The sequence below is a fragment of the Roseovarius sp. CAU 1744 genome (assembly GCF_039839345.1).
GTDB lineage: Bacteria > Pseudomonadota > Alphaproteobacteria > Rhodobacterales > Rhodobacteraceae > Roseovarius.
Genome location: NZ_JBDOQV010000001.1, coordinates 416,045 through 435,588, shown reverse-complemented (window position 1 = coordinate 435,588; position 19,544 = coordinate 416,045). Strand labels below are relative to the sequence as shown.

The 19,544-nt window shown below is 60.9% G+C and carries 20 protein-coding genes, 1 pseudogene and 1 riboswitch; of the genes and pseudogenes, 9 read left to right on the top strand and 12 right to left on the bottom strand.

The features are described 5' to 3' along the window. Window positions 1-5 precede the first annotated feature (5 nt). Genes AAFO92_RS02120 through AAFO92_RS02110 form a run of 3 tightly spaced genes read right to left on the bottom strand, consistent with a single transcriptional unit; the run spans window position 6 to window position 2,025 of the window. Window positions 6-581: a peroxidase-related enzyme gene (locus AAFO92_RS02120; RefSeq protein WP_347532920.1), complete on the bottom strand. Its 576-nt coding sequence runs from the start codon at window positions 579-581 to the stop codon at window positions 6-8. Then, on the bottom strand, window positions 581-1,303 hold the full coding sequence (locus AAFO92_RS02115) for a GNAT family N-acetyltransferase (protein WP_347533351.1): 723 nt from the start codon (window positions 1,301-1,303) through the stop codon (window positions 581-583). Before AAFO92_RS02115 ends, AAFO92_RS02120 begins: the two co-directional genes overlap by 1 nt. Continuing rightward, window positions 1,303-2,025: a molybdopterin-binding protein gene (locus AAFO92_RS02110; protein ID WP_347532919.1), complete on the bottom strand. Its 723-nt coding sequence runs from the start codon at window positions 2,023-2,025 to the stop codon at window positions 1,303-1,305. Before AAFO92_RS02110 ends, AAFO92_RS02115 begins: the two co-directional genes overlap by 1 nt. Before the next feature lie 46 nt (window positions 2,026-2,071). On the opposite strand from AAFO92_RS02110, the gene sfsA reads away from it, so the two are divergent. Together sfsA and map are read left to right on the top strand one after the other, a co-directional pair. Next, on the top strand, window positions 2,072-2,773 hold the full coding sequence (gene sfsA, locus AAFO92_RS02105) for a DNA/RNA nuclease SfsA (protein WP_347532917.1): 702 nt from the start codon (window positions 2,072-2,074) through the stop codon (window positions 2,771-2,773). Window positions 2,774-2,987: 214 nt separating this feature from the next. Then, a complete protein-coding gene (map, locus tag AAFO92_RS02100) occupies window positions 2,988-3,812 on the top strand; it encodes a type I methionyl aminopeptidase (RefSeq protein ID WP_347533350.1) in 825 nt (274 codons plus the stop codon). Here the strand turns inward: map and AAFO92_RS02095 are convergent. Both AAFO92_RS02095 and AAFO92_RS02090 read right to left on the bottom strand, forming a co-directional pair. Next, the gene (locus AAFO92_RS02095; protein WP_347532916.1) at window positions 3,787-4,479 is read right to left on the bottom strand and encodes a 4'-phosphopantetheinyl transferase superfamily protein; all 693 of its coding nucleotides are present in this window, start codon (window positions 4,477-4,479) and stop codon (window positions 3,787-3,789) included. The two genes, map and AAFO92_RS02095, sit on opposite strands and share 26 nt — an antisense overlap. Window positions 4,480-4,600: 121 nt before the next feature. Beyond that, window positions 4,601-5,104, bottom strand: coding sequence for an invasion associated locus B family protein (locus tag AAFO92_RS02090; RefSeq protein WP_347532914.1), 504 nt, complete (start codon window positions 5,102-5,104; stop codon window positions 4,601-4,603). Between the two features lie 205 nt (window positions 5,105-5,309). Here AAFO92_RS02090 and AAFO92_RS02085 point away from each other — a divergent pair, with 205 nt between their 5' ends. The 3 genes from AAFO92_RS02085 to AAFO92_RS02075 all read left to right on the top strand — a co-directional run bounded on the left by AAFO92_RS02085 (window position 5,310) and on the right by AAFO92_RS02075 (window position 7,602). Beyond that, a complete protein-coding gene (locus tag AAFO92_RS02085; protein WP_347532912.1) occupies window positions 5,310-6,305 on the top strand; it encodes an asparaginase in 996 nt (331 codons plus the stop codon). Window positions 6,306-6,579: 274 nt separating this feature from the next. Further along, entirely contained in the window at window positions 6,580-6,822 is a 243-nt protein-coding gene (locus AAFO92_RS02080) for an EF-hand domain-containing protein (protein ID WP_347532910.1), read from the top strand. A 122-nt stretch (window positions 6,823-6,944) separates the two neighbouring features. After that, a riboswitch (FMN riboswitch) is annotated at window positions 6,945-7,094 on the top strand. 73 nt (window positions 7,095-7,167) lie between these two features. Continuing rightward, entirely contained in the window at window positions 7,168-7,602 is a 435-nt protein-coding gene (locus AAFO92_RS02075; RefSeq protein WP_347532909.1) for a 6,7-dimethyl-8-ribityllumazine synthase, read from the top strand. Window positions 7,603-7,722: 120 nt separating this feature from the next. On the opposite strand, the gene AAFO92_RS02070 is transcribed toward AAFO92_RS02075, so the two are convergent. From AAFO92_RS02070 to AAFO92_RS02060, 3 genes are read right to left on the bottom strand one after another with little or no spacing between them, the layout of a single operon-like run. Continuing rightward, window positions 7,723-8,037 (bottom strand): hypothetical protein, encoded by a 315-nt coding sequence (locus AAFO92_RS02070; RefSeq protein WP_347532908.1) that lies wholly within the window; start codon window positions 8,035-8,037, stop codon window positions 7,723-7,725. 24 nt (window positions 8,038-8,061) lie between these two features. Beyond that, a complete protein-coding gene (locus AAFO92_RS02065) occupies window positions 8,062-8,496 on the bottom strand; it encodes an SRPBCC domain-containing protein (protein ID WP_347532906.1) in 435 nt (144 codons plus the stop codon). 2 nt (window positions 8,497-8,498) lie between these two features. Continuing rightward, window positions 8,499-8,822: a metalloregulator ArsR/SmtB family transcription factor gene (locus AAFO92_RS02060; protein WP_347532904.1), complete on the bottom strand. Its 324-nt coding sequence runs from the start codon at window positions 8,820-8,822 to the stop codon at window positions 8,499-8,501. Between the two features lie 168 nt (window positions 8,823-8,990). On the opposite strand from AAFO92_RS02060, the gene AAFO92_RS02055 reads away from it, so the two are divergent. After that, a complete protein-coding gene (locus AAFO92_RS02055) occupies window positions 8,991-9,668 on the top strand; it encodes a hypothetical protein (RefSeq protein ID WP_347532902.1) in 678 nt (225 codons plus the stop codon). A gap of 12 nt (window positions 9,669-9,680) precedes the next feature. Here the strand turns inward: AAFO92_RS02055 and serB are convergent, their stop codons facing one another. From serB to AAFO92_RS02040, 3 genes are all read right to left on the bottom strand, one after another. After that, window positions 9,681-10,550, bottom strand: a complete 870-nt coding sequence (gene serB, locus AAFO92_RS02050; RefSeq protein WP_347532900.1) for a phosphoserine phosphatase SerB — start codon at window positions 10,548-10,550, stop codon at window positions 9,681-9,683. 639 nt (window positions 10,551-11,189) lie between these two features. After that, complete coding sequence (locus tag AAFO92_RS02045; RefSeq protein WP_347532899.1) at window positions 11,190-14,183, bottom strand: matrixin family metalloprotease; 2,994 nt, start codon at window positions 14,181-14,183, stop codon at window positions 11,190-11,192. 323 nt (window positions 14,184-14,506) lie between these two features. Beyond that, window positions 14,507-14,872, bottom strand: a complete 366-nt coding sequence (locus tag AAFO92_RS02040) for a helix-turn-helix domain-containing protein (RefSeq protein WP_347532897.1) — start codon at window positions 14,870-14,872, stop codon at window positions 14,507-14,509. 110 nt (window positions 14,873-14,982) lie between these two features. Between AAFO92_RS02040 and AAFO92_RS02035 the strand changes: the two genes are divergently transcribed. Then, window positions 14,983-16,104, top strand: coding sequence for an NADH:flavin oxidoreductase (locus AAFO92_RS02035; protein ID WP_347532895.1), 1,122 nt, complete (start codon window positions 14,983-14,985; stop codon window positions 16,102-16,104). Between the two features lie 86 nt (window positions 16,105-16,190). Here AAFO92_RS02035 and AAFO92_RS02030 read toward each other — a convergent pair. Continuing rightward, window positions 16,191-16,365, bottom strand: a pseudogene (locus AAFO92_RS02030) (IS3 family transposase); the annotation flags it as partial. Window positions 16,366-16,623: 258 nt separating this feature from the next. Between AAFO92_RS02030 and AAFO92_RS02025 the strand changes: the two are divergent. After that, window positions 16,624-17,778 carry a phosphoserine transaminase gene (locus AAFO92_RS02025; RefSeq protein ID WP_347532893.1) on the top strand — a complete coding sequence of 385 codons (1,155 nt, stop codon included), beginning with the start codon at window positions 16,624-16,626 and terminating at the stop codon, window positions 17,776-17,778. A 63-nt stretch (window positions 17,779-17,841) separates the two neighbouring features. Continuing rightward, window positions 17,842-19,437, top strand: a complete 1,596-nt coding sequence (serA, locus tag AAFO92_RS02020) for a phosphoglycerate dehydrogenase (RefSeq protein ID WP_347532892.1) — start codon at window positions 17,842-17,844, stop codon at window positions 19,435-19,437. The last annotated feature ends 107 nt before the right edge of the window (window positions 19,438-19,544 follow it).

The following is a 19,544-nucleotide window of genomic DNA, read 5'->3' as shown; positions in this document are numbered from 1 at the left end:
CGCCGTCAGCGCGCCTGCGCGTGATAGTCTGCATTGGGCACCATGCCGGTGGCACTGGCGACACGGTTCGACATGTTGAAAAACCCGGTGACGTTGGCAATGTCCCAGATGTCGCGATCGGTGAAACCGACCGCCCGCAGCGCGGCGCGGTCACCTTCCTCGACCGCCGCGCTTTCCCTGGTCACCTTGGCGGCGAAATCCAGCATTGCCCGCTGCCGCGCATCCAGCGGCGCCACGCGGTAGTTCATCACCATCGCCTCTCCCAGGGCCGGATCACCCGACAGTTGCCGGACCGCCGCCCCATGCGCCACCTGGCAATACCAGCAGCGGTTGATCGAGCTGACCACAACCGCGATCATCTCGCGTTCCAGCTTGGTCAGCCCGCTATCGGCCAGCATCAGGTCATTATAGAGCGCGGTGAAAGCGTTGAGCTTGTCGATGTCAAAAGCGTGCGCCTTGAGCACATTGGGGATCATGCCCAGCTTTTCGGCGCAGATGTCGAAATATTTCTGCGTCGCCTCGGGCAGCGGATCGACCATCGGCAGGTCCAGCGCTGTGGGTTGTTGGTCGGCTTGGCTCATCAGGTCTGTCCTTTGCGGCGATAGTGATACTGTCCCACAAGCGTCAGCCCGAGGGAAGAATAGAGCGTGTTTGCGCCGGTGTTGGCCTGGGTGCAGATGACCGACATATGCGTGGCGCCGTGATCGGCCGCCCAGAAGGCCGCCTGCCGCATCATGTGCCGGCCCATGCCCGCGCGGCGGTGCCTTTCCAGGACTTCAAGCGCGTGCACCATGGCGATCCGTTCGTGGATGGCGACGAACCCGGCCGCGGCGGGGCGGTTGCCGGTCCGTCCGAACAGGCCCGTCTTGGGGCCCCTGGCCCGTGCCATGACCTCGACCCTGGCGGGACCGATGCCGCCGGCGGCCCAGATATCGCGCATGATCGCCAGCGGCTCCCAGATGGCAAAGGTCGCCACGCGTGGCGGCTTTTCCGTCGTCAGCTCACTCAGGGGTGCCACGTAGATGTTCACCGGATCGACAATCGGATAGCCAGCGGCCTCCAGCGCCGCGTCCAGGTCCGCGTCGCCCTCCCGGATCATGAACAGCTGCGGCTGGCCCAGTTTGCGCATCGCCGCCTCGGCATCGGGCAGATCGTGCAGCGAAACCTCAGTCGCCGCGGTCGCCGCCGATACCCGCTGCCCGCCGCCCCGCCCGTCGCGGATCGTCCACGGCCCCACCTGCGAAACCGCCGCCGGCGGCCAGGTGCCTTCGATCACCGAATAGAGATGTTGCACCCCCGGCATCATGACGGGAACGCCGCCTGCAGCTCGGCCAGTGCCGCCGCGACCTGCGCGCCGTCACCGCCACGGATTACCACGTTGGCACCGAACATGCCGTCACGCTGAAACGGGTAGGATCCCAGGGACAATTCGGGATAGCGTTCCGCCAGATCTGCCAGCGGCCCGGCGATATCGCCCTCGCCGCGGCGGATTTCCAGCGTTTCGGAAACCAGCGGCTGGCCGCCTGTCAGCGTCGGCAAGACGCTTTCGACCATCGCTTTGAAAATCGCCGGGACGCCGGCCATGACATGCACGTTCTCAAGGCTGAAGCCGGGCGCGATGCTGACCGGGTTGTCGATCAGTGCCGCGCCTTCGGGAATGCGAGCCATCCGCAGACGCGCCTTGTTCAGTTCCTGACCGACGCGGGCATAATGCGCCTCAAGCAGCGCGCGGGCATCCTCGCGCACGTCGATCGGCACGCCAAAGGCGCGCGCCACGTTGTCGGCGGTGATGTCGTCATGGGTCGGGCCGATCCCGCCGGAGGTGAAAACCGTGTCATAGGCGGCTCTCAGCGCCTGAACGGCGGCCACGATCGCATCGCCATCATCGCTGACCACGCGCACCTCTTTCAGGTCGATACCCGCCCTGGCCAGTTCCCCGGCCAGATGGTGCATGTTCGCATCGCGCGTTCTCCCCGAAAGGATCTCGTCCCCGATGACAAGCATGGCGGCAGTAGGGTTGGGCATCTTTGCTTCCTTGAATGGGCGCTAACCCCGGTATAGGGCTGCATTCATGCGCTTTCAAACCCCTCTTGTGCCCGCCCGCCTGATCCGGCGCTATAAACGCTTCCTGGCGGACATCCGGCTGGAGGACGGGCGCGAGGTGACCGCCCATTGCGCCAATCCCGGGTCCATGATGGGGTTGCAAGAACCTGGCATGAAAATCTGGGTCGAACCGAACGACGACCCGAAAAAGAAACTGAAATTCGGCTGGCGGCTGGTCGACCATGAAAACGGCCATTTCACCGGCGTCGATACCTCGCTGCCGAACCGTGCGCTCAGGGCCGCGATCATGGCCGGCGAGGTGCCGGAACTGGCCGCCTATGAAACCGTCCGGCCCGAACAGAAATACGGGACAAACAGCCGGATCGATTTCCTGCTGCAACAGCCGGGCCTGCCGGACGCCTATGTCGAGATCAAGTCGGTCACCCTGTCGCGCCAGACGGGGCTTGCCGAGTTTCCCGATAGCGTGACCGCGCGCGGCACCAAACATGTGGGCGAACTCGCCGGGATGGCCCGGCTGGGCCACCGCGCCATCCTGTTCTACCTTATCCAGCGAACGGATTGCACCGCGATGAGCCTGGCGCGAGACATCGACCCGGCCTATGCGGACGCCTTCGGCACGGCGCGCGATGCCGGTGTCGAGGTCCTGGCCTATGACACGCGGATCACCCCGCAGGAAATACGCGTGGGCGCGCCGGTCCCTGTTACCTGAGCGGAGCATTTCAGCCGGACATCTGGCTTGGCAGGGGTCAGGCGCGATACGGAAATCACCTGCTCTGGCACCGGGCAACGGCACGGGCCGCAACGATCCCGGCCACCCGCCAAAGGCATGAAACATGCCTGGTTACAAGTGTGTTCAGGCCCCTCTGGTTCTTTTGCCCAATCCACCCTAAATAGAGCGTCGAATGACGACAAAGGGTAGTTCCGTGAAAGACAAGCATAGCGGCAAGACCACGCGTGACGGCATCCGCATCCACGAGGCAGCGGATTTTGCCGGCATGCACAAGGCCGGTGAACTGGCCGCGCGCATCCTTGATGAGATCGCGGACCATGTGTTTGTGGGTCAGACCACGGGCGAACTGGACCGGATGATCGAAAACAAGGTCAATGCCGCCGGGGCCACGTCTGCAACCATCGGCTACAAGGGCTATCAGCACGCCAGCTGCATCAGCGTGAACCATGTGGTCTGCCACGGCATTCCCGGCGACAAGAAGCTCAAGGATGGCGATATCCTGAACATCGACGTCACCGTGGTGGTCGATGGCTGGTACGGGGACACGTCGCGCATGTTCGTGGCGGGCAAGCTTTCGCGCAAGGCCGAGCGGCTGATCCAAGTCACGCACGATTCCCTGTTCAAGGGGATCGAGGCCGTGAAACCCGGCAACACTTTCGGTGATATCGGCCACGCCATCCAGTCCTACGTGGAAGCGCAGCGCATGTCGGTCGTGCGCGATTTCTGCGGTCATGGGCTGGGCCGGGTGTTTCATTCGCCGCCCAACGTGCTGCATTACGGCCGCGCGGGCACCGGTCCGGTGCTGGAAGAAGGCATGTTTTTCACGATCGAGCCGATGGTCAATCTGGGCCGCCCGGAAACCAAGGTCCTGGCAGATGACTGGACCGCGGTGACGCGCGACAAGTCCCTGTCGGCACAGTTCGAACATTCGATTGGCGTTACCGCCGATGGGTGCGAGTTGTTTACGCTGTCTCCGGCGGGCCGGTTTCACCCTACCTGGCGCCAGGCAACGACGTGACATCGCGCTGCCGGATGCGCAGTCCCGGCCGATGGGCGGCCAGCATGGCCTTGGCGGGGCCGGGAATGTCGGGTACCGCCAGATATACCTGCTGCCCCTGGTAGCGGGCGGTGGAAGGCGCCGCCTCGCCGCCCGTGTCGATGGCATCAAACGATGCGAACAGCCCCTCACCCGTCAGCTTGGCCACGGCTTCCTTGATGGTCCAGAGGGTAAAGAAATGGTCGAACCGGTCCGCGGGCTGCATGGCTGACAACACGCGCGCCTCGCTGCCGGAACAAACCCGGCCGATCATCGCCTCGAGATCGCGTATCTCGCGCAGCGCTTCGATATCCACACCAATATCGGCGGTGGCAACGGCCATCAGCCACTGATTTCCGGACTGGCTGGTGCTGAAATGCAGGCGCTGGCCGTCTGGCGGCAGGCGCAATGCCGGTTTGTTCTTGCCATTTTCGTCAAAAATCAACTCAGATGCCGCGCACCCCAGGTAATCGGCCAGAACGATCCGGCGATAGGCACGGCACAGGATGAACCGAGACCGGTGAATGTCCTGCCCGAACCGGTTCGCGCGGTCGATTTCCCCCGCACTGAGCAGACCGCGCAGTGCGCCGACCCCGCTATCATCACCAAGGTCAGCCAACCACAGATCAACGGTCAAACCAGCTGGCATTTTTCACCACCCCCGGCGCAGGAATACACGGATCGAATTCGCATCGAAATCCCCGCAACAAACAAAACGGCCGCCCGTGGGCAGCCGATGAGCTCTTTGTTCACGGGGGCCACCGGCCCGGTTACTGACAGCGTTTTTCGGCCTCTTCCACCGCGGCGGTAAAGCCCGAAAGTGAAAACGTGTCCTTGGTCACGGTGCCACGGCCCGAACGCGCGGTCAGTACCGCCGTCGCGCCTCGCTTGAGCGCCGCGATGATCTTGGCATCATCGGAGGTGCTGGCAGGCCAGGCCCATTCGCCTTCGGTAAACATCTCGAATTCATTGCCGCCGACATTCACATTGACGGTCGAGCCGCCTGCAAACGGGTAACCGCCGGTAAAGGTCACCTGTCCCTTCACCCCGGCCCCGGGCCGGAAGAAGGTCATCAGCAGGATGTCACCGCGGCGCACCGCAACCACCCGGCCATCCTTGGTATTGACGGTCTCGGTCGGGGCGGACACCGCCCAGCACTCGCGCGGGTCGCTGTCTTCAAAAACGCTCCAGGCGGTCTTGGCCGCAACCTGATTGGTGCTTTCTTCCTGCGCCGACACGCCTGATGCCGCCAGCGCCAGAACGGCGCATGCCATGCCGCGAACTATCCGTGATACCATTTGTCCAGCCTCCAAGCTGTCCTTTGCCTCAATTTCACCGGCCGTTTCGTGCCCTCGTCGGGTTTTTTGTTGTTATCGGCCTCAACCTACTCGACATTGCAACAATAGCCTGAAACAGGCGAGACATGAAAGATGCAATTGGCGGAAATTTGCACGTTTCGCCACAGTTAGAAGGTACGTTATGCCCGACCCTGTGACCCTGACCGAAATCTGGCGGGGACCGTTTCTTGAATGCACCCATGCCGGCCATGCGGTGATTTGCGACGACAGCGGCCGGATCGTCGAAGCCTGGGGCGATCCCGAGGCGGTGGTGATGCCGCGCAGCTCGGCCAAGATGATCCAGGCGCTGCCCCTGATCGAGAGCGGCGCCGCCGCGGCCTTCGGACTGACCGAAGCACAGCTGGCCCTGGCCTGTGCATCGCATAACGGTGCTGCCATCCACACCGGCCCGGTCAACAGCTGGCTCACGGATCTGGGGCTGGGGGATGATGATCTGCGCTGCGGCCCCCAGATGCCCAAGGATCGCCCGGCTTTCAATCACCTGATCCGCACTGACGGCAAACCCTGCCAGGTCCATAACAACTGTTCCGGCAAACATGCAGGTTTTCTGACCCTGTCCAAGCATCTCGGCGGCGGCCCCGAATATATCGACCCGGACCACCCCGTTCAGCGGGCCTGCCTGGCCGCCTTCGAGGAAACCACCCAGGAAACCAGTCCCGGCTACGGCATCGACGGCTGCTCGGCGCCGAACTACGCCTGCACGGTCCACGGCATGGCCCGCGCAATGGCGTTTTTTGCCGCTGCCCGCGACGGGGCAGATGCCCGCCAGAGCGCGGCGGTGCAACTCTGGCAGGCGATGGTGGCATATCCCGAGCTGGTGGCGGGCGAACGGCGCGCCTGCACCGAACTCATGCGTGCCACGACCGAACCCGTCGCTCTCAAGACCGGGGCCGAGGGCTATTTCAGCGCCATCATTCCCGGCCGGAGGCTGGGTGTGGCGGTCAAGCTGACCGATGGCGCCGTCCGGGGGGCGAATTGTGCGATTGCGGCGATCCTCGTCCGCCTCGGCGTGCTGGATGCGGACCACCCGGCAACGCGACGCTTCATGAATGCCCCGATTCTAAACCGGCGCGGGTTCGACGTGGGGGTGGTCAAACCGTCCGCATGCCTCCTCTGAGCCTCTGGCAACCTTTCGCGCATCAACCGAAACGTGTGTTTTGAGCCAAACTTCGCCCAAAAACCTCATAGCCATAGGCACCGTCCCGCCGATCGCGAGAAATCCGGCAGATGTGGCAGCTAAGCGCCGAGAATTTAAGCCGTTTTGGCTCATTTCTGCACGCTTGCCGCGCATTGTGAGAACGAGACGAGACATTCCCCGGCCCACTCACCATGTTCAATTTCGAGGGCACAAAAGCTCCTCGTGAATATCACATCAAAGAGGGAATAAACCCATGTTGAAAGAACTTACCGCCGCCACGTTCGCCATCGCCCTGACGCTGCCCGCCGCCGCCCTGGCGTCGGAAACAATGGATGCCGATGGCGACGGTGCCGTTTCTGCCGAAGAATTTTCCGCCGCACATCCCGAGGCTGCCGAAGGAACTTTTGAGCAGATCGACACCAATGCAGATGGTGCCCTCGCCGAGGACGAAATCGGCGCGGCACGCGAAGCAGGCATTCTGCCCGACGCCTCGTAAACCGGGCTGAACAGCCTCGCCCGGGGGCGCCACATGCGTCCCCGGGTTTTCTTGCGCCGTTTTCCCGATCGCATCTGCCGGATTCACGGCTTGCGCGGCGGCATACTTTCCAGCAAAGTCGCAAACGTTCTCAGGGCGGGGTGAAATTCCCCACCGGCGGTAAGGGGGCATTCCCCCAAGCCCGCGAGCGGCCCCGGCAATCGCCGGGGTGTCCAGCAGACCTGGTGCAATTCCAGGGCCGACGGTCATAGTCCGGATGAAAGAGAGCGCAAGGCAAGCGGGCTGCGGCCCGCCTCCTTTCGTTTGATGCTCTGGGTGACGTGTCAAAGGAAAGGAGACCATACCATGACACTTCCCCGCTATGCCTTCATCAAGGCGAACTGGCATGCCGATATCGTGGACCGCGCGCTTGACGGATTTGCCGCGCTGATTGAGATGGATCGGATCGACGTCTTTGACGTGCCCGGCGCGTTCGAGCTACCGCTTGTGGCGTGCGACCTGGCGCAAACCGGCCGCTATGCGGCCATCGCCGCGGCGGCCCTGGTTGTCGATGGCGGCATCTATCGCCATGATTTCGTGGCGCAAGCCGTGATTGACGGGCTGATGCGCGCAAGCCTGGATAGCGGCGTGCCGGTGCTGTCGATCTCACTGACACCACATCACTATCAGGACACCGATCACCACAATGCGATCTACCGGGCGCATTTCGTCGAAAAAGGCCGCGAGGCCGCCCGTGCCGCACTGATGATCGGCCAGACCCGCGCCAGGCTCGCCGCCTGACCCGCCAGACAGGCTGACCGGCACAGATCATGCTGGGCCGGCCCGCCAAGCGGTTCCTCCTCCCCCATGGGAGGAGGACAGGAGGAGGGGTCAGGTAACCCGTTGCACCCGGCAGGGTGCTCACATTTCCATGATCGGCGCCACTTCGACGGTTCCGCCGCCGCCGTCGAGGATCGGGCAGCCCTTGGCCAGGTCGCAGGCCGCACCGATATCCGCGGCCTGAACAATCGTATAGCCCGACAGCGGGTTCGCGCCGCCATTATCGGCCACGCCGCCGGCGGCAACGGTCTTGGACATGCCCACGGGGTTGCCCATGTCGACACAGGCATCCCCCATACCGCCCAGCCAGGTCTGCCAGGCGGCCATGGCCTTGGCGCCTTCTTCCTCGGTTTCGGGCTTGCCGCCCCCATGATAGGCAAAGATGAATTTCGGCATTTCTGTCTCCTTTCTGATTGGAACTCAGCCCGCCAGATACCGCTCAAGCCGCAGCATCGGCCCTTTGGTCCAGCCGGTTTCGTGGCGTCCCGCCACATCGTCGCCGGGCAGGTCGCGGTGATCCAGGATCAACCGCGCACCATCCTGTGTCGTCTCGACCGTAAAGGTCACATGGCTTTCCTGCCCGCGCCGGTCATCGTCATCGTGCCAGCCCCAGGTAAACCCGACCGATCGCGGCGGCGTCACATGGGTCACCTGCCCTGACAGTTTATAGCGGGTGCCATCCTGCCCGAACATTTCCGAATGCCACGGGCCCACCTGCGAAAAATCAAGGTTCTGCGCCGGGATGGTCCAGCCGTCATGCCCCCACCAGTTCAGGATCTCCGCCTGTTCGGTCACCGCGCGGAACAACCGCTCGGGGCTGACCTTGAACTCGCGAACAATCTGAATATCGGCCATTCCTATTCCTTTTCGTCCAGCGCCAGATGTGCCTCAAGCCGGTCCAGACCGGCCTGCCAGAAGGCGCGGTGATCCAGGGTCCAGTCGGCTATGGCCTGCAAGGCCTCGGCCCGCACCGAATAGAGCCGCCGCGTACCGTCAACGCGGCTCTGCACCAGTCCCGCCTCGCGCAGGACCTTCAGATGCCGCGACATGGCCGGTGCCGACATTTCGGCGGCAGCCACCAGGTTCCCCGCTGGCAATTCTCCCTCCGCCATCAACCGCTCGACCACCGCCAGACGCGTCGCATCCGAGAGAGCCGAAAAGGTTTGCGTCAAATCTTGCATGTCGCTTATTTACCGCAGCGTTAATTAACGATCAAGCTAAATAATGAAATGCCCCATTCTTCCCGCCACATCGCCGCAATTTCGCACTCCACACATGGTTTCAATTGACCGTTCCTATATTGGCCAAACGGCGCCTTACCTTGCATGCAACATGTCCGATCACCACAAATGACGCGCAAGACCGGAAGCGGCCTGCAAGTCCAGCGTCTGACGCTGACGGCGCGGGGCAGGCCCGACTTCACCCTCTTTCCGATGATCCACGTCGCCGACAAGGGTTTCTTTGACCGCGTCATGAACGAGGCCGATGCCCATGATTGCGTATTGAAGGAGGGGGTCGGATGGCGGCCGGTCGCCCGCACCACCCGGCGCGCCTACAAGGCGATCAGCCGCGGCAGTCCCGACCTGGCGGTGCAGCCCTCGGGCCCGGAGGGCTCTCGCAAAAAATGGTACAATAGTGATCTCGACCCGGAGACCTTCCGCCAAAGCTGGAAGAAAATTCCCCTGGTCCGTCGCATCTTCTTCCACGTGGCGCTGCGTGTCATCGGCCTGATCCTGCGTTTCGGCAAAGCCCGCGTCCTGCTGTCCGAGGCGTTGGCCAGCTCCACGATCCGTGATGGCGACGCGATGGAAGCGATCTTTGGCAAGGAGTTCCGGCAAGTCGTCCTGGATGACCGTGACGCGGCCTTGCTGCGCGGGTGCGAAATCGCCATCGAACGGCGCCCGGATGATCGCGTTGCCATCGTCTGGGGCGCCGCGCACCTGCCGCCGCTGGTCACGGCCCTGATGGAAAAACACGGCTACAGGATCAGCAACCGGGAATGGATCACCGCGGTGGCCGCCGGCTAGTTCATCTGCCAGTCAAGCAATGAACTCGTCCCGCGCATACCCCTGCAGATAAAGCAGCGCGGTCAGATCACCGTGATTGATCCGCACATCGCATTGCGCCGCCACCGAGGGTTTGGCGTGCAGCGCAACGCCAAGGCCCGCGCGCCCCAGCATGCCCAGATCATTGGCCCCGTCGCCCACCGCCAGCACATCCGCCTCGGCAATCCCCAGCCGGGCCGTGATGTCCTCCAGCGCCGCGATCTTGGCCTGCCGCCCCAGGATGGGCCGCGCGACCTCGCCGGTCAGCTTGCTGCCCTCGGACAGCAGCGTGTTGGCGCGGTTCTCGTCAAATCCCAGATGCGCCGCCACCCGCGCGGTAAAGGCCGTGAACCCGCCCGAGACCAGCGCCGCATAGGCCCCGTTTGCCTGCATCGTCGCCACCAGCACATCGCCGCCGGGCATGTAGGTGATGCGGTTTTCCAGCACCTTGCCGATGACGGCTTCATCCATGCCTTCCAGCAGCTTCACCCGTTCGATCAGGGCGCCCTCGAAATCCAGCTCGCCATTCATCGCCCGCGCGGTGATGTCCTTGACATGCGCCCCCACGCCCGCCTCTTCGGCCAGCTCGTCGATACATTCCTGCTGGATCATCGTGCTGTCCATATCCGCCAGCAGCATCTTCTTGCGCCGCCCCTCGGTGGGCTGCACGACAAGGTCAACCTGCATCGTCTGCAGGTTTTCCCACACCTCCCAGCGGTTGCCCGGAATACCGGCAATCTGGAATTCGGCCGCCTCTTCGGGCGACAGCCAGACAGCATCGCCACCGCCCCAGGCGTTACGCAGGTTCTCCACCAGCGCCGCATCCAGCTTGCCCGCGGGCGCGATCAGCGTGGTAATGTGCATGAGTGCCCCTGTATTGCAATAGCTCCGCGAGATAGCGCAGGTCCGGCAAAGTTTCTAGGGCCAATGCTTAGGTCAGCAAAGCGGAGTTTTTGCGGACCTTATGCGCAGTTCGCCATAGCTCGCGGAAAGCCCTTGCGCCCGCGGCGCGAAAATTCGGCGACACAGCAGAATTCCCGTTTCAAGTCATTCAACCGGGCGGATCCCGGTAAATGTCAAACCGCATTTTCGCTGCGGCCGATTTCGCCAATCAAGGAGCGGGACGGAAGGGACAGTGCGTGAACATTCATCTAATTCATAGGCTGCGGCTTTAATCTCGGAGACGCCAGCGAGGTAGGCATCGCGAATCTCTATTTCATAATGGACCAGTCGCGGTTTGATGCCGCTCCGATTGCTCATGTATATAATCGCCAAAGTCAGGCCAGATTAAGTTGGTTTGTTAGGCTGGCGTCGCTTTTCCTACTGCTGCACAACCAACGCCTTGGTGGCCTGAACTCGTTGGGCAACACCATCAGCTTTGTCCGCGGTCCGGCCGTTGCCTCCCGTTGAGATGCTGCATTTTACATGAATGCCCGGAAAGCGGGCTGAGACCGCAGGATCCCTCCCAATCATCGAACGGCAGCTATGCGCCGGCAAGAACCGTCAGAAGATGAAGTCCGTCTCGTCGAGATGTAGCAGATTCACGTTTTTGAGCAGAATTGAGTTGCCACCACCCGTGTCGATCAGGACGTCGCGCCCCTGTTTCTGCGCTGCGCCACCATCTCCGAGAAGATCATCAATACCGGCAATTCCGCTCACACCGCTCAGGTCCAATACCTCAAGATCACTTTTGGCATTGAAGTCCAGTACGACATCGGTCCCGTGTCCGTCCGCAAAGACGAAGACATCTACGCCGCGGGAACCGCCCAGCGTGTCACTGCCCGCGCCGCCCTCAAGGGTATCGTTACCAGCGCCACCGTACAAACTGTCATCGCCCAGGCCGCCCAAAAGCAAATCGTTGCCATGCTGACCAAGGAGGCGGTCATTTTCGGAACCGCCATCCAGGCTGTCATCACCTGTTCCCCCGTTCAGGCGATCCTCGCCTGTGCCGCCTTCCAACGTATCGTTTCCGTCCTTGGCGCTCGCGCGGTACAGTTTGCCGTATCCGGACAAGAAGTCGTTACCCTCGCCCCCAATCAGGCTGTCGTCACCATTCTGACCATAGAGACGGTCATCTTCGGTGCCACCATCAAGGCTGTCATTGCCCGACCCGCCAAACAGTTGATCCAACCCGGATCCGCCATTTAGCGTGTCGTCGCCATGCTGGCCAAAGAGACCGTCATTCCCGGCCTCTCCGAGCAGGCTGTCATTACCGGTGCCGCCATAGGCTTTATCTGCACCATCTCCTCCTTCAAGGGTGTCTTCCCCATCATCGACCGCTGCGCGGAACCGGGTACCATATCCGTAGAGACGGTCATCCCCTTCGCCACCGATGCCGCTGTCATCTCCGCGTTCACCATAGAGCCTATCATTGCCTGTACCGCCGTCGAGATCATCATCGCCGGTCCCACCAAAGAGCTTGTCCGCACCGGCTCCGCCTTCGAGTGTATCTTCCCCATCGTCGACCGCTGCCTGGAACCGCCTACCATACCCGAAGAGACGGTCGTTTCCATCGCCTCCGGTGCCGCTATCATCCCCGCCCTCGCCGTAGAGCCTGTCATTGCCTTCATCACCCAAAAGAAAGTCATCCTGAGCACCGCCAAACAGCAGATCATTGCCGAGCCCCCCGGACAGCGTATCCTCACTGTGCGCTCCGTTCAGGGTATCGTCGCCCTCGTAACCATTCACACGCTCAGCGAATGACGAGCCGGAATACCTGTTGGAACCTGCCGTTAGGTCACGTGTGAGAACACTTCCAAATACGAAGTCGTCTTCCAGGAAATCGTTGGCCGTAAGCGATTGTCCTGTGGCGTTCTTGAAATAGACGGAGTGATAGGAAATCTGCAAAAGAACGCCGTTTGCATCTTCGGTGAACACAAAGTCGTCGAAATATATCGACTCAGGCGAATGCATATTAGCTTCTCTGATCAGATCTGAGATGTAGATCGTATCTTCACCGGGGCTGAAACCCTCAATGGTATCAAAATCCCCGGTGCGTTGTTCAAAGCTTTCGCCGTGAAGAAAATAGTGGTCGCCACCGCCGCCCCCGTTCAGGAAGTTGGCACCCGAACCTCCGACAAGAAAGTCGGTGCTGTCTCCGCCAAGAAGCGTGTCATCGCCGTCGCCTCCATCGAGACGGTCAATCCCGGCATCACCTTGCAGCAAGTCGTCCCCATCCCCCCCGACGAGAGTATCGTTGAAATCGCCGCCGGAAAGGACATCGTTCCCACTGCCACCGTCCAGTGAATCGCTGCCATCGCCACCTTGCAGCGTGTCGTTCCCACTGCCGCCGTCTAACGAATCGTTGCCGCCGTCCCCTTGCAGCGTATCGTCCCCGACCTCTCCGATGAGAGTATCGTTGAATTCGCCACCGGAAAGGACATCGTTCCCGCTGCCACCGTCCAGCAAATCGCTGCCGCCATCCCCTTGCAGCGTATCGTCACCGGTCTCTCCGATGAGAGTGTCATTGGAATCGCCACCCATGAGGGAATCGTTCCCGCTGCCACCGTTCAGGGTGTCGCTGCCATCGTCGCCTTGCAATGTGTCATTGCCGGTCTCGCCGAGAAGAGAATCATCACCGATATCCCCGGCGAGGCTATCATCACCGATGCCGCCCTCCAGGTGATCGTTTCCCTGGCCTCCCAACAGCGTGTCATTGCCGCTGCCGCCATCGAGCGTGTCGCGATCAAAACCACCAGACAGAAAATCATCCCCGGATTCGCCGAACAGGCGATCCAGGCCCCTGCCGCCGTACAAGCTGTCATCTCCAGCCCCGGCCAGAAGCGTATCCTGGCCAAGCAAGCCATTTAATGTCTGGCTGCCATCTTCCGTTTCAATGCGGTTGTTGTTGTAAATCCCACCGGACGGGCCATTGATGGTGAAGTTATCGGGTGCATCAAGAACCCTAATATTTCGCTGCGAAAAATCCGTGCCAAGCGTGTAGGTCACAGGTGCATTGTCCTGATCGCCGTAGATTTGCTTGATCCCGTCGATGTCTTTTGCCTGCAGTTCCGTATAGGTCAGGATCGGCGTCATGATCGAGACGTCGGTCAACTCGGCGTGATCAAGTCCAATGGCATGGCCAATTTCATGCAGAAACAGACCCATCACGCTTTCGTCGTTGGAAAACGCCGAATAGATCCGGTCGAATACAATATCTCCGGCGAGTTCGCCGATGGTTCGATAGGGCAAGAACGCAAGACCGATCGTGTCGCCCGGAATACTGCCAAAATAGATGCGGATATGGTTTTCCGGCTGCAAGCCTCCGGCGTCCTCCAGATCTTCATCATCGATCTGTACGAAATCGATATTCGCGTGGTTCGACCATGTGTCAAACGCATCACGCAACATATCTTCCGCATCCGAGGGAACAAAAGAAGATCTCGTGCCGATACCGAAATCGCTGAGGTTTTCACCAAAGGAGGCGAGGCTCCATGTGACAACGCCACCTTCGGTTCCCAAAGTGGGAATGCCCCACTTCTCACCAGATATAAACATAGGCCACTCTTCACATTTCTTCTAAAGCAGGGGACGGTTTCCAATAGTCAGCGGAGACATCCGGCGCAAGTCGTTACTGCCGCGTGAAGCCGCTGCTATAGCGGATATGCGATCACAAAAAGCTGCACTCTTGACATACATCTTAGGGGAGCCGCCGTATTCACTGTCACGCCGTGAATGCAGGCCAGCCAAGTGAATTGAGCGTAGATGCTTCGAAAGAGCAAAATGCGGGCAAACCGAGCCGTCGAGGTTGCGTACTGATCAGCGGCGTTGGGCGCCGAAAAGCCGCTCGTACTTGGCCTTTCTCGCTTCTCGTTGGGGCATCAAACGCCGCCACCTTCATCCGAATTGCCGTTGCTTATTTTTTTCTTGAGGTAATCGGTCGACCAGACCTCTAACTGCTCCAAAAGCGGTTTCAATGCCTGACCGTGTTCACTCAGCGAGTATTCGACTTTCGGTGGGACCACCGGATACACTTTGCGAACAATGATGTCGTAGTGCTCCAAGTCGCGCAGTTGCTTCGTCAGCATACGTTGGGTGATGTCCGGTATGGTTTTATGCAACTCTCCAAATCGCATGGTGCGCTGACAGAGGCACCAGAGGATCATGCCTTTCCATTTTCCACCAATTATGCCGAGGACGGTCTCGGTTGGGCAGAACAATTGCCCGTCATCGAAGAGGTCGCTCATTACGTTTTCCTTACTTACATTTTTGTAAGTATAGGCCTTTTTTGTGCATTCTTGTGGGAAATGCATACTAGCCCTATTTCGGCTTCATCGACAACAGGAAGCCGAAACCAATGACACAAAATTCCGAAATCCATCCAGCGCTGGCCCCGGGCACAGTCCAAAATCTGGACCTGCCAAATCGCTACGTTCTCGCTCCTATGTCGCGCGCCAGCGCCACCGAAGGCGGGGTGCCTACCGAAGACATGGCCAAGTATTACGCCCGCTTTGCGCAGGGCGGGTTTGGATTGCTGATTGCCGAAGGGGCCTATCCCGACACCACCATTGCGCAGGCCTATGCCAACCAACCGGGTTTGTGCACGGACGCCCAGCAGGCCGGATGGAAGCAGGTTGTCGATGCGGTTCATGCACATGGCAGCAAGATCATTCTTCAGCTCATTCACGCGGGGGCTGTCTCTCAAGTGGTGGATGCCCCACATGGGCCATCACCTGTTCGTCCCGACGGCCATATGCTGCAGATGTACGGCACCAAGCAGGGTCCGTATGAAACACCTGTTGAGCTGAGCGAGGGCGATATTACCGAGATCAAAGCCGGGTTTGTCCAGGCGGCCAGGCGGGCGGAAGAAGCTGGGTTCGACGGCGTGGAAATCCACTGTGCAAATGGATATCTGCTGGACCAGTTTCTAACACCTGAAACCAATTTGCGTGCGGCGCCTTATGGCGGTTCGGTCGAAAACCGCATCCGGTTAACCTGCGAGATCATTTCTGAGGTTCGTGCCGTATGTAGCAAAGACTTTTTGACCGGGGTGCGCCTGTCTCAGGCAAAGGCCACCCAGCCTGATTACTTCTGGGCAGGCGGTCTGGACGATGCGGCCATCATCTTCTCGGCTGTGGCAGAGGCCGGGGCAAGCTTCATCCACCTGGCCAGCGAACGCGGCGGCTATGCCTACCACAGCAGCACCAAAGACGGCGCGAGGCTGACCAAGTTTGCGCGCGAAACTACCGGATTGCCTGTGATAGCCAATGGAGGATTGGAAGACTGTGATCTTGCCCTGGAAGTTCTTTCCAATGGCGAGGCGGATTTTCTTGCCATCGGCAAATCGGCAATGATGAACCCCGATCTGCCGAACCGGATCGCCAATCGGCAAGCACCAAAGGAGTTTACGTTCGAGTTGTTCTCCTACGGTGTTTCGGTTTCCAGCCAAATGAAGTGGGAAGCAGAGCAGTCTGCGTGAACCGGTGAGGTCGAGTGGGATACACGTCAATCTCGATCCTTGCCACGTTGGACCTGTCGCGGTTTGATGCCGCTCCGATTGCTTATCTAGGCGACCTTTCTTTCGAAGGCCGAGGGGCTTTTCCAGCCCAGGGCCGAGTGTCCGCGTCGTGGATTGCAGAACCCGTTGATGTGTTCGACGAAGGCCATCGCAGCGCGTCTGCCAAAACCGTGCCCAGAGATGCTCAGCCTTGATCGTCTTGAAGAACGTCTCGACCGCCGCGCAGTGATGCGTTTCATGCCAGCGCAGCGACTTGCGTGCTTCGAGCGCGCGCAACACGAAAGTGCAATGTCCGAGTTGGGCTTCGATCAGTCATTCGAGCAATTAATGTTTCCGATCGTAGTCGCTGAAGTCGCATTTAATCACCCGAGCGGCGTTCTGATGCCATTTCTGCACTTGCGAAAGCCCCCGGGCAGGCGTAACCCGATCCGTGGGACACCCCTCCCCAACGAGGGGCGTATATCTGGAAGGATAGCAGCAATGGCTATTAAAGAACCGGCGGCGCGGCCGGGTAATCCGCGTTTCTCATCGGGCCCCTGCGCCAAACCCCCCACATTTGACACGACGCAGCTCAGCGATGCCCCGCTTGGCCGCAGCCACCGTGCGGCCATCGGCAAGGACCGCTTGAAAGCGGCCATCGAGGGCACGCGCGAGGTGTTGGGCATCCCCGCCGAGTATCGTATCGGCATCGTTCCCGCCTCGGATACCGGCGCGGTCGAAATGGCGATGTGGAACCTGCTGGGCGCGCGCAAGGTCGAAATGCTGGCCTGGGAATCCTTTGGCGCGGGATGGGTGACGGATGTGGTCAAACAGCTCAAGCTAGATGCCGAGGTGAAGACTGCCGATTATGGCGAGATTGTCGACCTCGCCTCGGTCGACACCGACAATGACGTGGTTTTCACCTGGAACGGCACCACTTCGGGCGTGCGCGTGCCCAACGGCGACTGGATCAAGGCGAACCGCGCAGGCCTGACCATCTGTGACGCCACATCGGCCGCCTTCGCGCAGGATCTGCCCTGGGACAAGCTGGATGTCACCACGTTCAGCTGGCAGAAGGTACTGGGCGGCGAGGCGGCCCACGGGATGCTGATCCTCAGCCCCCGTGCGGTCGAACGTCTGGAAAGCTATACGCCCGACTGGCCGCTGCCCAAGATCTTTCGCCTGACCAAGCAGGCCAAGCTGATCGAGGGCATTTTCGAGGGCGCGACCATCAACACGCCCTCCATGCTGGCGGTCGAGGATTACCTGCTGGCGCTCGACTGGGCCCGCTCGGTCGGCGGGTTGCAAGGATTGATCGCGCGGGCGAATGCCAACACCAAGGTGGTGGCGGATTTCGTCGAGATGCACGAGTGGATCGATTTCCTCGCGCGGGATCCGGCCACGATGTCGAACACGTCGGTCTGCCTGAAATTCACCGATGACCGGATCAAGGACGGCGCGGGTTTTGCCAAGACCGTCGCGAAGCGGCTCGATGGCGAAGGCGTGGCCTATGATATCGGCGCCTATCGTGACGCTCCCCCAGGCCTCAGGATCTGGTGCGGCGGCACTGTCGAGACCGCTGATTTGGCCGCGCTCATGCCGTGGATCGAATGGGCATTCGAGGCCGAAATCGCGGCGCTTGCCGAGACCGCCTGATCCTTTCGGGCGCGGTTATCGCCGCGCCCTCTTCCGACATTTTCTTTCCAAAGGACGCTAACAATGGCTCCCAAAGTACTCGTATCCGACAAGCTCAGCGAAACAGCCGTGCAGATTTTCCGCGACCGCGGCATCGACGTGGATTTCCAGCCCGACCTGGGCAAGGACAAGGACAAGCTGGCCGAGGTGATCGGCAAGTATGACGGTCTTGCGATCCGCTCGGCCACGAAGGTCACGGCGAAGATCCTCGAGCAGGCCCACAACCTCAAGGTCATCGCCCGCGCGGGGATCGGCACCGACAATATCGACAAGGACGCCGCCAGCAAGAAAGGCGTGATCGTGATGAACACGCCCTTCGGCAACATGATTACCACCGCCGAACACGCCATCGCGATGATGTTCGCCGTCGCGCGGCAATTGCCCGAGGCCAGCGCCTCTACCCATGCTGGCAAGTGGGAGAAGTCCCGCTTCATGGGTGTCGAGCTGACTTCGAAGACCCTGGGCGTGATCGGCGCTGGCAATATCGGCGGCATCGTCTGCAACCGCGCGCTTGGCCTGAAGATGAAGGTGGTCGCCTATGACCCGTTCCTGAGCGAGGAGAAGGCTGCCAAGATGGGCGTGGAAAAGGTTGAGCTGGACGAGCTTCTGGCGCGCGCCGATTTCATCACGCTGCACGTGCCGCTTACCGACCAGACCCGCAATATCCTCAGCCGCGAGGCGCTGGAGAAAACCAAAAAGGGCGTGCGCATCATCAACTGTGCCCGCGGCGGTCTGGTGGACGAGGAGGCGCTGGCCGACCTGCTGAAATCCGGCCATGTCGCCGGGGCGGCCTTTGACGTATTCAGTGTCGAACCCGCCACCGAGAACCCGCTTTTCGGCCTGCCCAATGTGGTCTGCACGCCGCATCTGGGCGCGGCAACGACCGAGGCGCAGGAAAATGTCGCCCTGCAAGTGGCCGAGCAGATGTCGGATTACCTGCTGACCGGCGCGGTGACCAACGCGCTCAACATGCCCTCGGTCACTGCCGAAGAGGCCAAGGTGATGGGCCCCTGGATCAAGCTGGCCGATCATCTGGGCAGCTTCATCGGCCAGATGACCGACGAGCCGATCAAGGCGATCAACATCCTCTATGACGGGATAGTCAGCGATATGAACCTGGGCGCGCTGACCTCGGCCGCCGTTGCGGGGATCATGAAATCGGTCAACCCCGAGGTGAACATGGTTTCGGCACCGGTCATCGCCAAGGAACGCGGGGTTAAGATCAGCACCACCAAGCAGGACAAATCCGGCGCATTCGAGGGCTATATCAAGCTGACCGTCGTGACCGATCAGCGCGAACGCTCGATCGGCGGCACGGTGTTCAGCGATGGCAAGCCGCGGTTCATCCAGATCAAGGGTATCAATATCGACGCCGAGATCGGGCGGCATATGCTCTATACCACCAACGAGGACGTGCCCGGCATCATCGGCACCCTGGGCCAGACCATGGGTGAAAACGGCGTCAATATCGCCAACTTCACCCTGGGCCGGGCGGCGGCTGGCGGCGAGGCGATCGCGCTGCTTTATGTCGACGAGGAGGTGCCCGCCAACGTGATCGGCAAGCTTCAGGCGACGGGCATGTTCCAGCAGGTCCGCCACCTGGAATTCGATGTCGCCTGACCTGGGCCAACGCAGGTTGATCCAACGGAAACGCCGCCCTTTCCGGGCGGCGTTGCTGGTTGCATGATTGGCGCGAAAAACAGAATACCTGCCAATAGCACGGCGTG

Coding starts and splice junctions, on each gene's coding strand:
- AAFO92_RS02060 (WP_347532904.1), bottom strand. CDS start 8,822: ATGCAAGATTTGACGCAAACCTTTTCGGCTCTCTCGGATGCGACGCGT.
- AAFO92_RS02120 (WP_347532920.1), bottom strand. CDS start 581: ATGAGCCAAGCCGACCAACAACCCACAGCGCTGGACCTGCCGATGGTC.
- AAFO92_RS02115 (WP_347533351.1), bottom strand. CDS start 1,303: ATGCCGGGGGTGCAACATCTCTATTCGGTGATCGAAGGCACCTGGCCG.
- AAFO92_RS02090 (WP_347532914.1), bottom strand. CDS start 5,104: ATGGCATGCGCCGTTCTGGCGCTGGCGGCATCAGGCGTGTCGGCGCAG.
- sfsA (WP_347532917.1), top strand. CDS start 2,072: ATGCGCTTTCAAACCCCTCTTGTGCCCGCCCGCCTGATCCGGCGCTAT.
- AAFO92_RS02070 (WP_347532908.1), bottom strand. CDS start 8,037: ATGCCGAAATTCATCTTTGCCTATCATGGGGGCGGCAAGCCCGAAACC.
- AAFO92_RS02055 (WP_347532902.1), top strand. CDS start 8,991: ATGACGCGCAAGACCGGAAGCGGCCTGCAAGTCCAGCGTCTGACGCTG.
- AAFO92_RS02045 (WP_347532899.1), bottom strand. CDS start 14,183: ATGTTTATATCTGGTGAGAAGTGGGGCATTCCCACTTTGGGAACCGAA.
- AAFO92_RS02110 (WP_347532919.1), bottom strand. CDS start 2,025: ATGCCCAACCCTACTGCCGCCATGCTTGTCATCGGGGACGAGATCCTT.
- AAFO92_RS02065 (WP_347532906.1), bottom strand. CDS start 8,496: ATGGCCGATATTCAGATTGTTCGCGAGTTCAAGGTCAGCCCCGAGCGG.
- serB (WP_347532900.1), bottom strand. CDS start 10,550: ATGCACATTACCACGCTGATCGCGCCCGCGGGCAAGCTGGATGCGGCG.
- AAFO92_RS02025 (WP_347532893.1), top strand. CDS start 16,624: ATGGCTATTAAAGAACCGGCGGCGCGGCCGGGTAATCCGCGTTTCTCA.
- AAFO92_RS02040 (WP_347532897.1), bottom strand. CDS start 14,872: ATGAGCGACCTCTTCGATGACGGGCAATTGTTCTGCCCAACCGAGACC.
- AAFO92_RS02095 (WP_347532916.1), bottom strand. CDS start 4,479: ATGCCAGCTGGTTTGACCGTTGATCTGTGGTTGGCTGACCTTGGTGAT.
- serA (WP_347532892.1), top strand. CDS start 17,842: ATGGCTCCCAAAGTACTCGTATCCGACAAGCTCAGCGAAACAGCCGTG.
- AAFO92_RS02035 (WP_347532895.1), top strand. CDS start 14,983: ATGACACAAAATTCCGAAATCCATCCAGCGCTGGCCCCGGGCACAGTC.
- AAFO92_RS02075 (WP_347532909.1), top strand. CDS start 7,168: ATGACACTTCCCCGCTATGCCTTCATCAAGGCGAACTGGCATGCCGAT.
- AAFO92_RS02085 (WP_347532912.1), top strand. CDS start 5,310: ATGCCCGACCCTGTGACCCTGACCGAAATCTGGCGGGGACCGTTTCTT.
- AAFO92_RS02080 (WP_347532910.1), top strand. CDS start 6,580: ATGTTGAAAGAACTTACCGCCGCCACGTTCGCCATCGCCCTGACGCTG.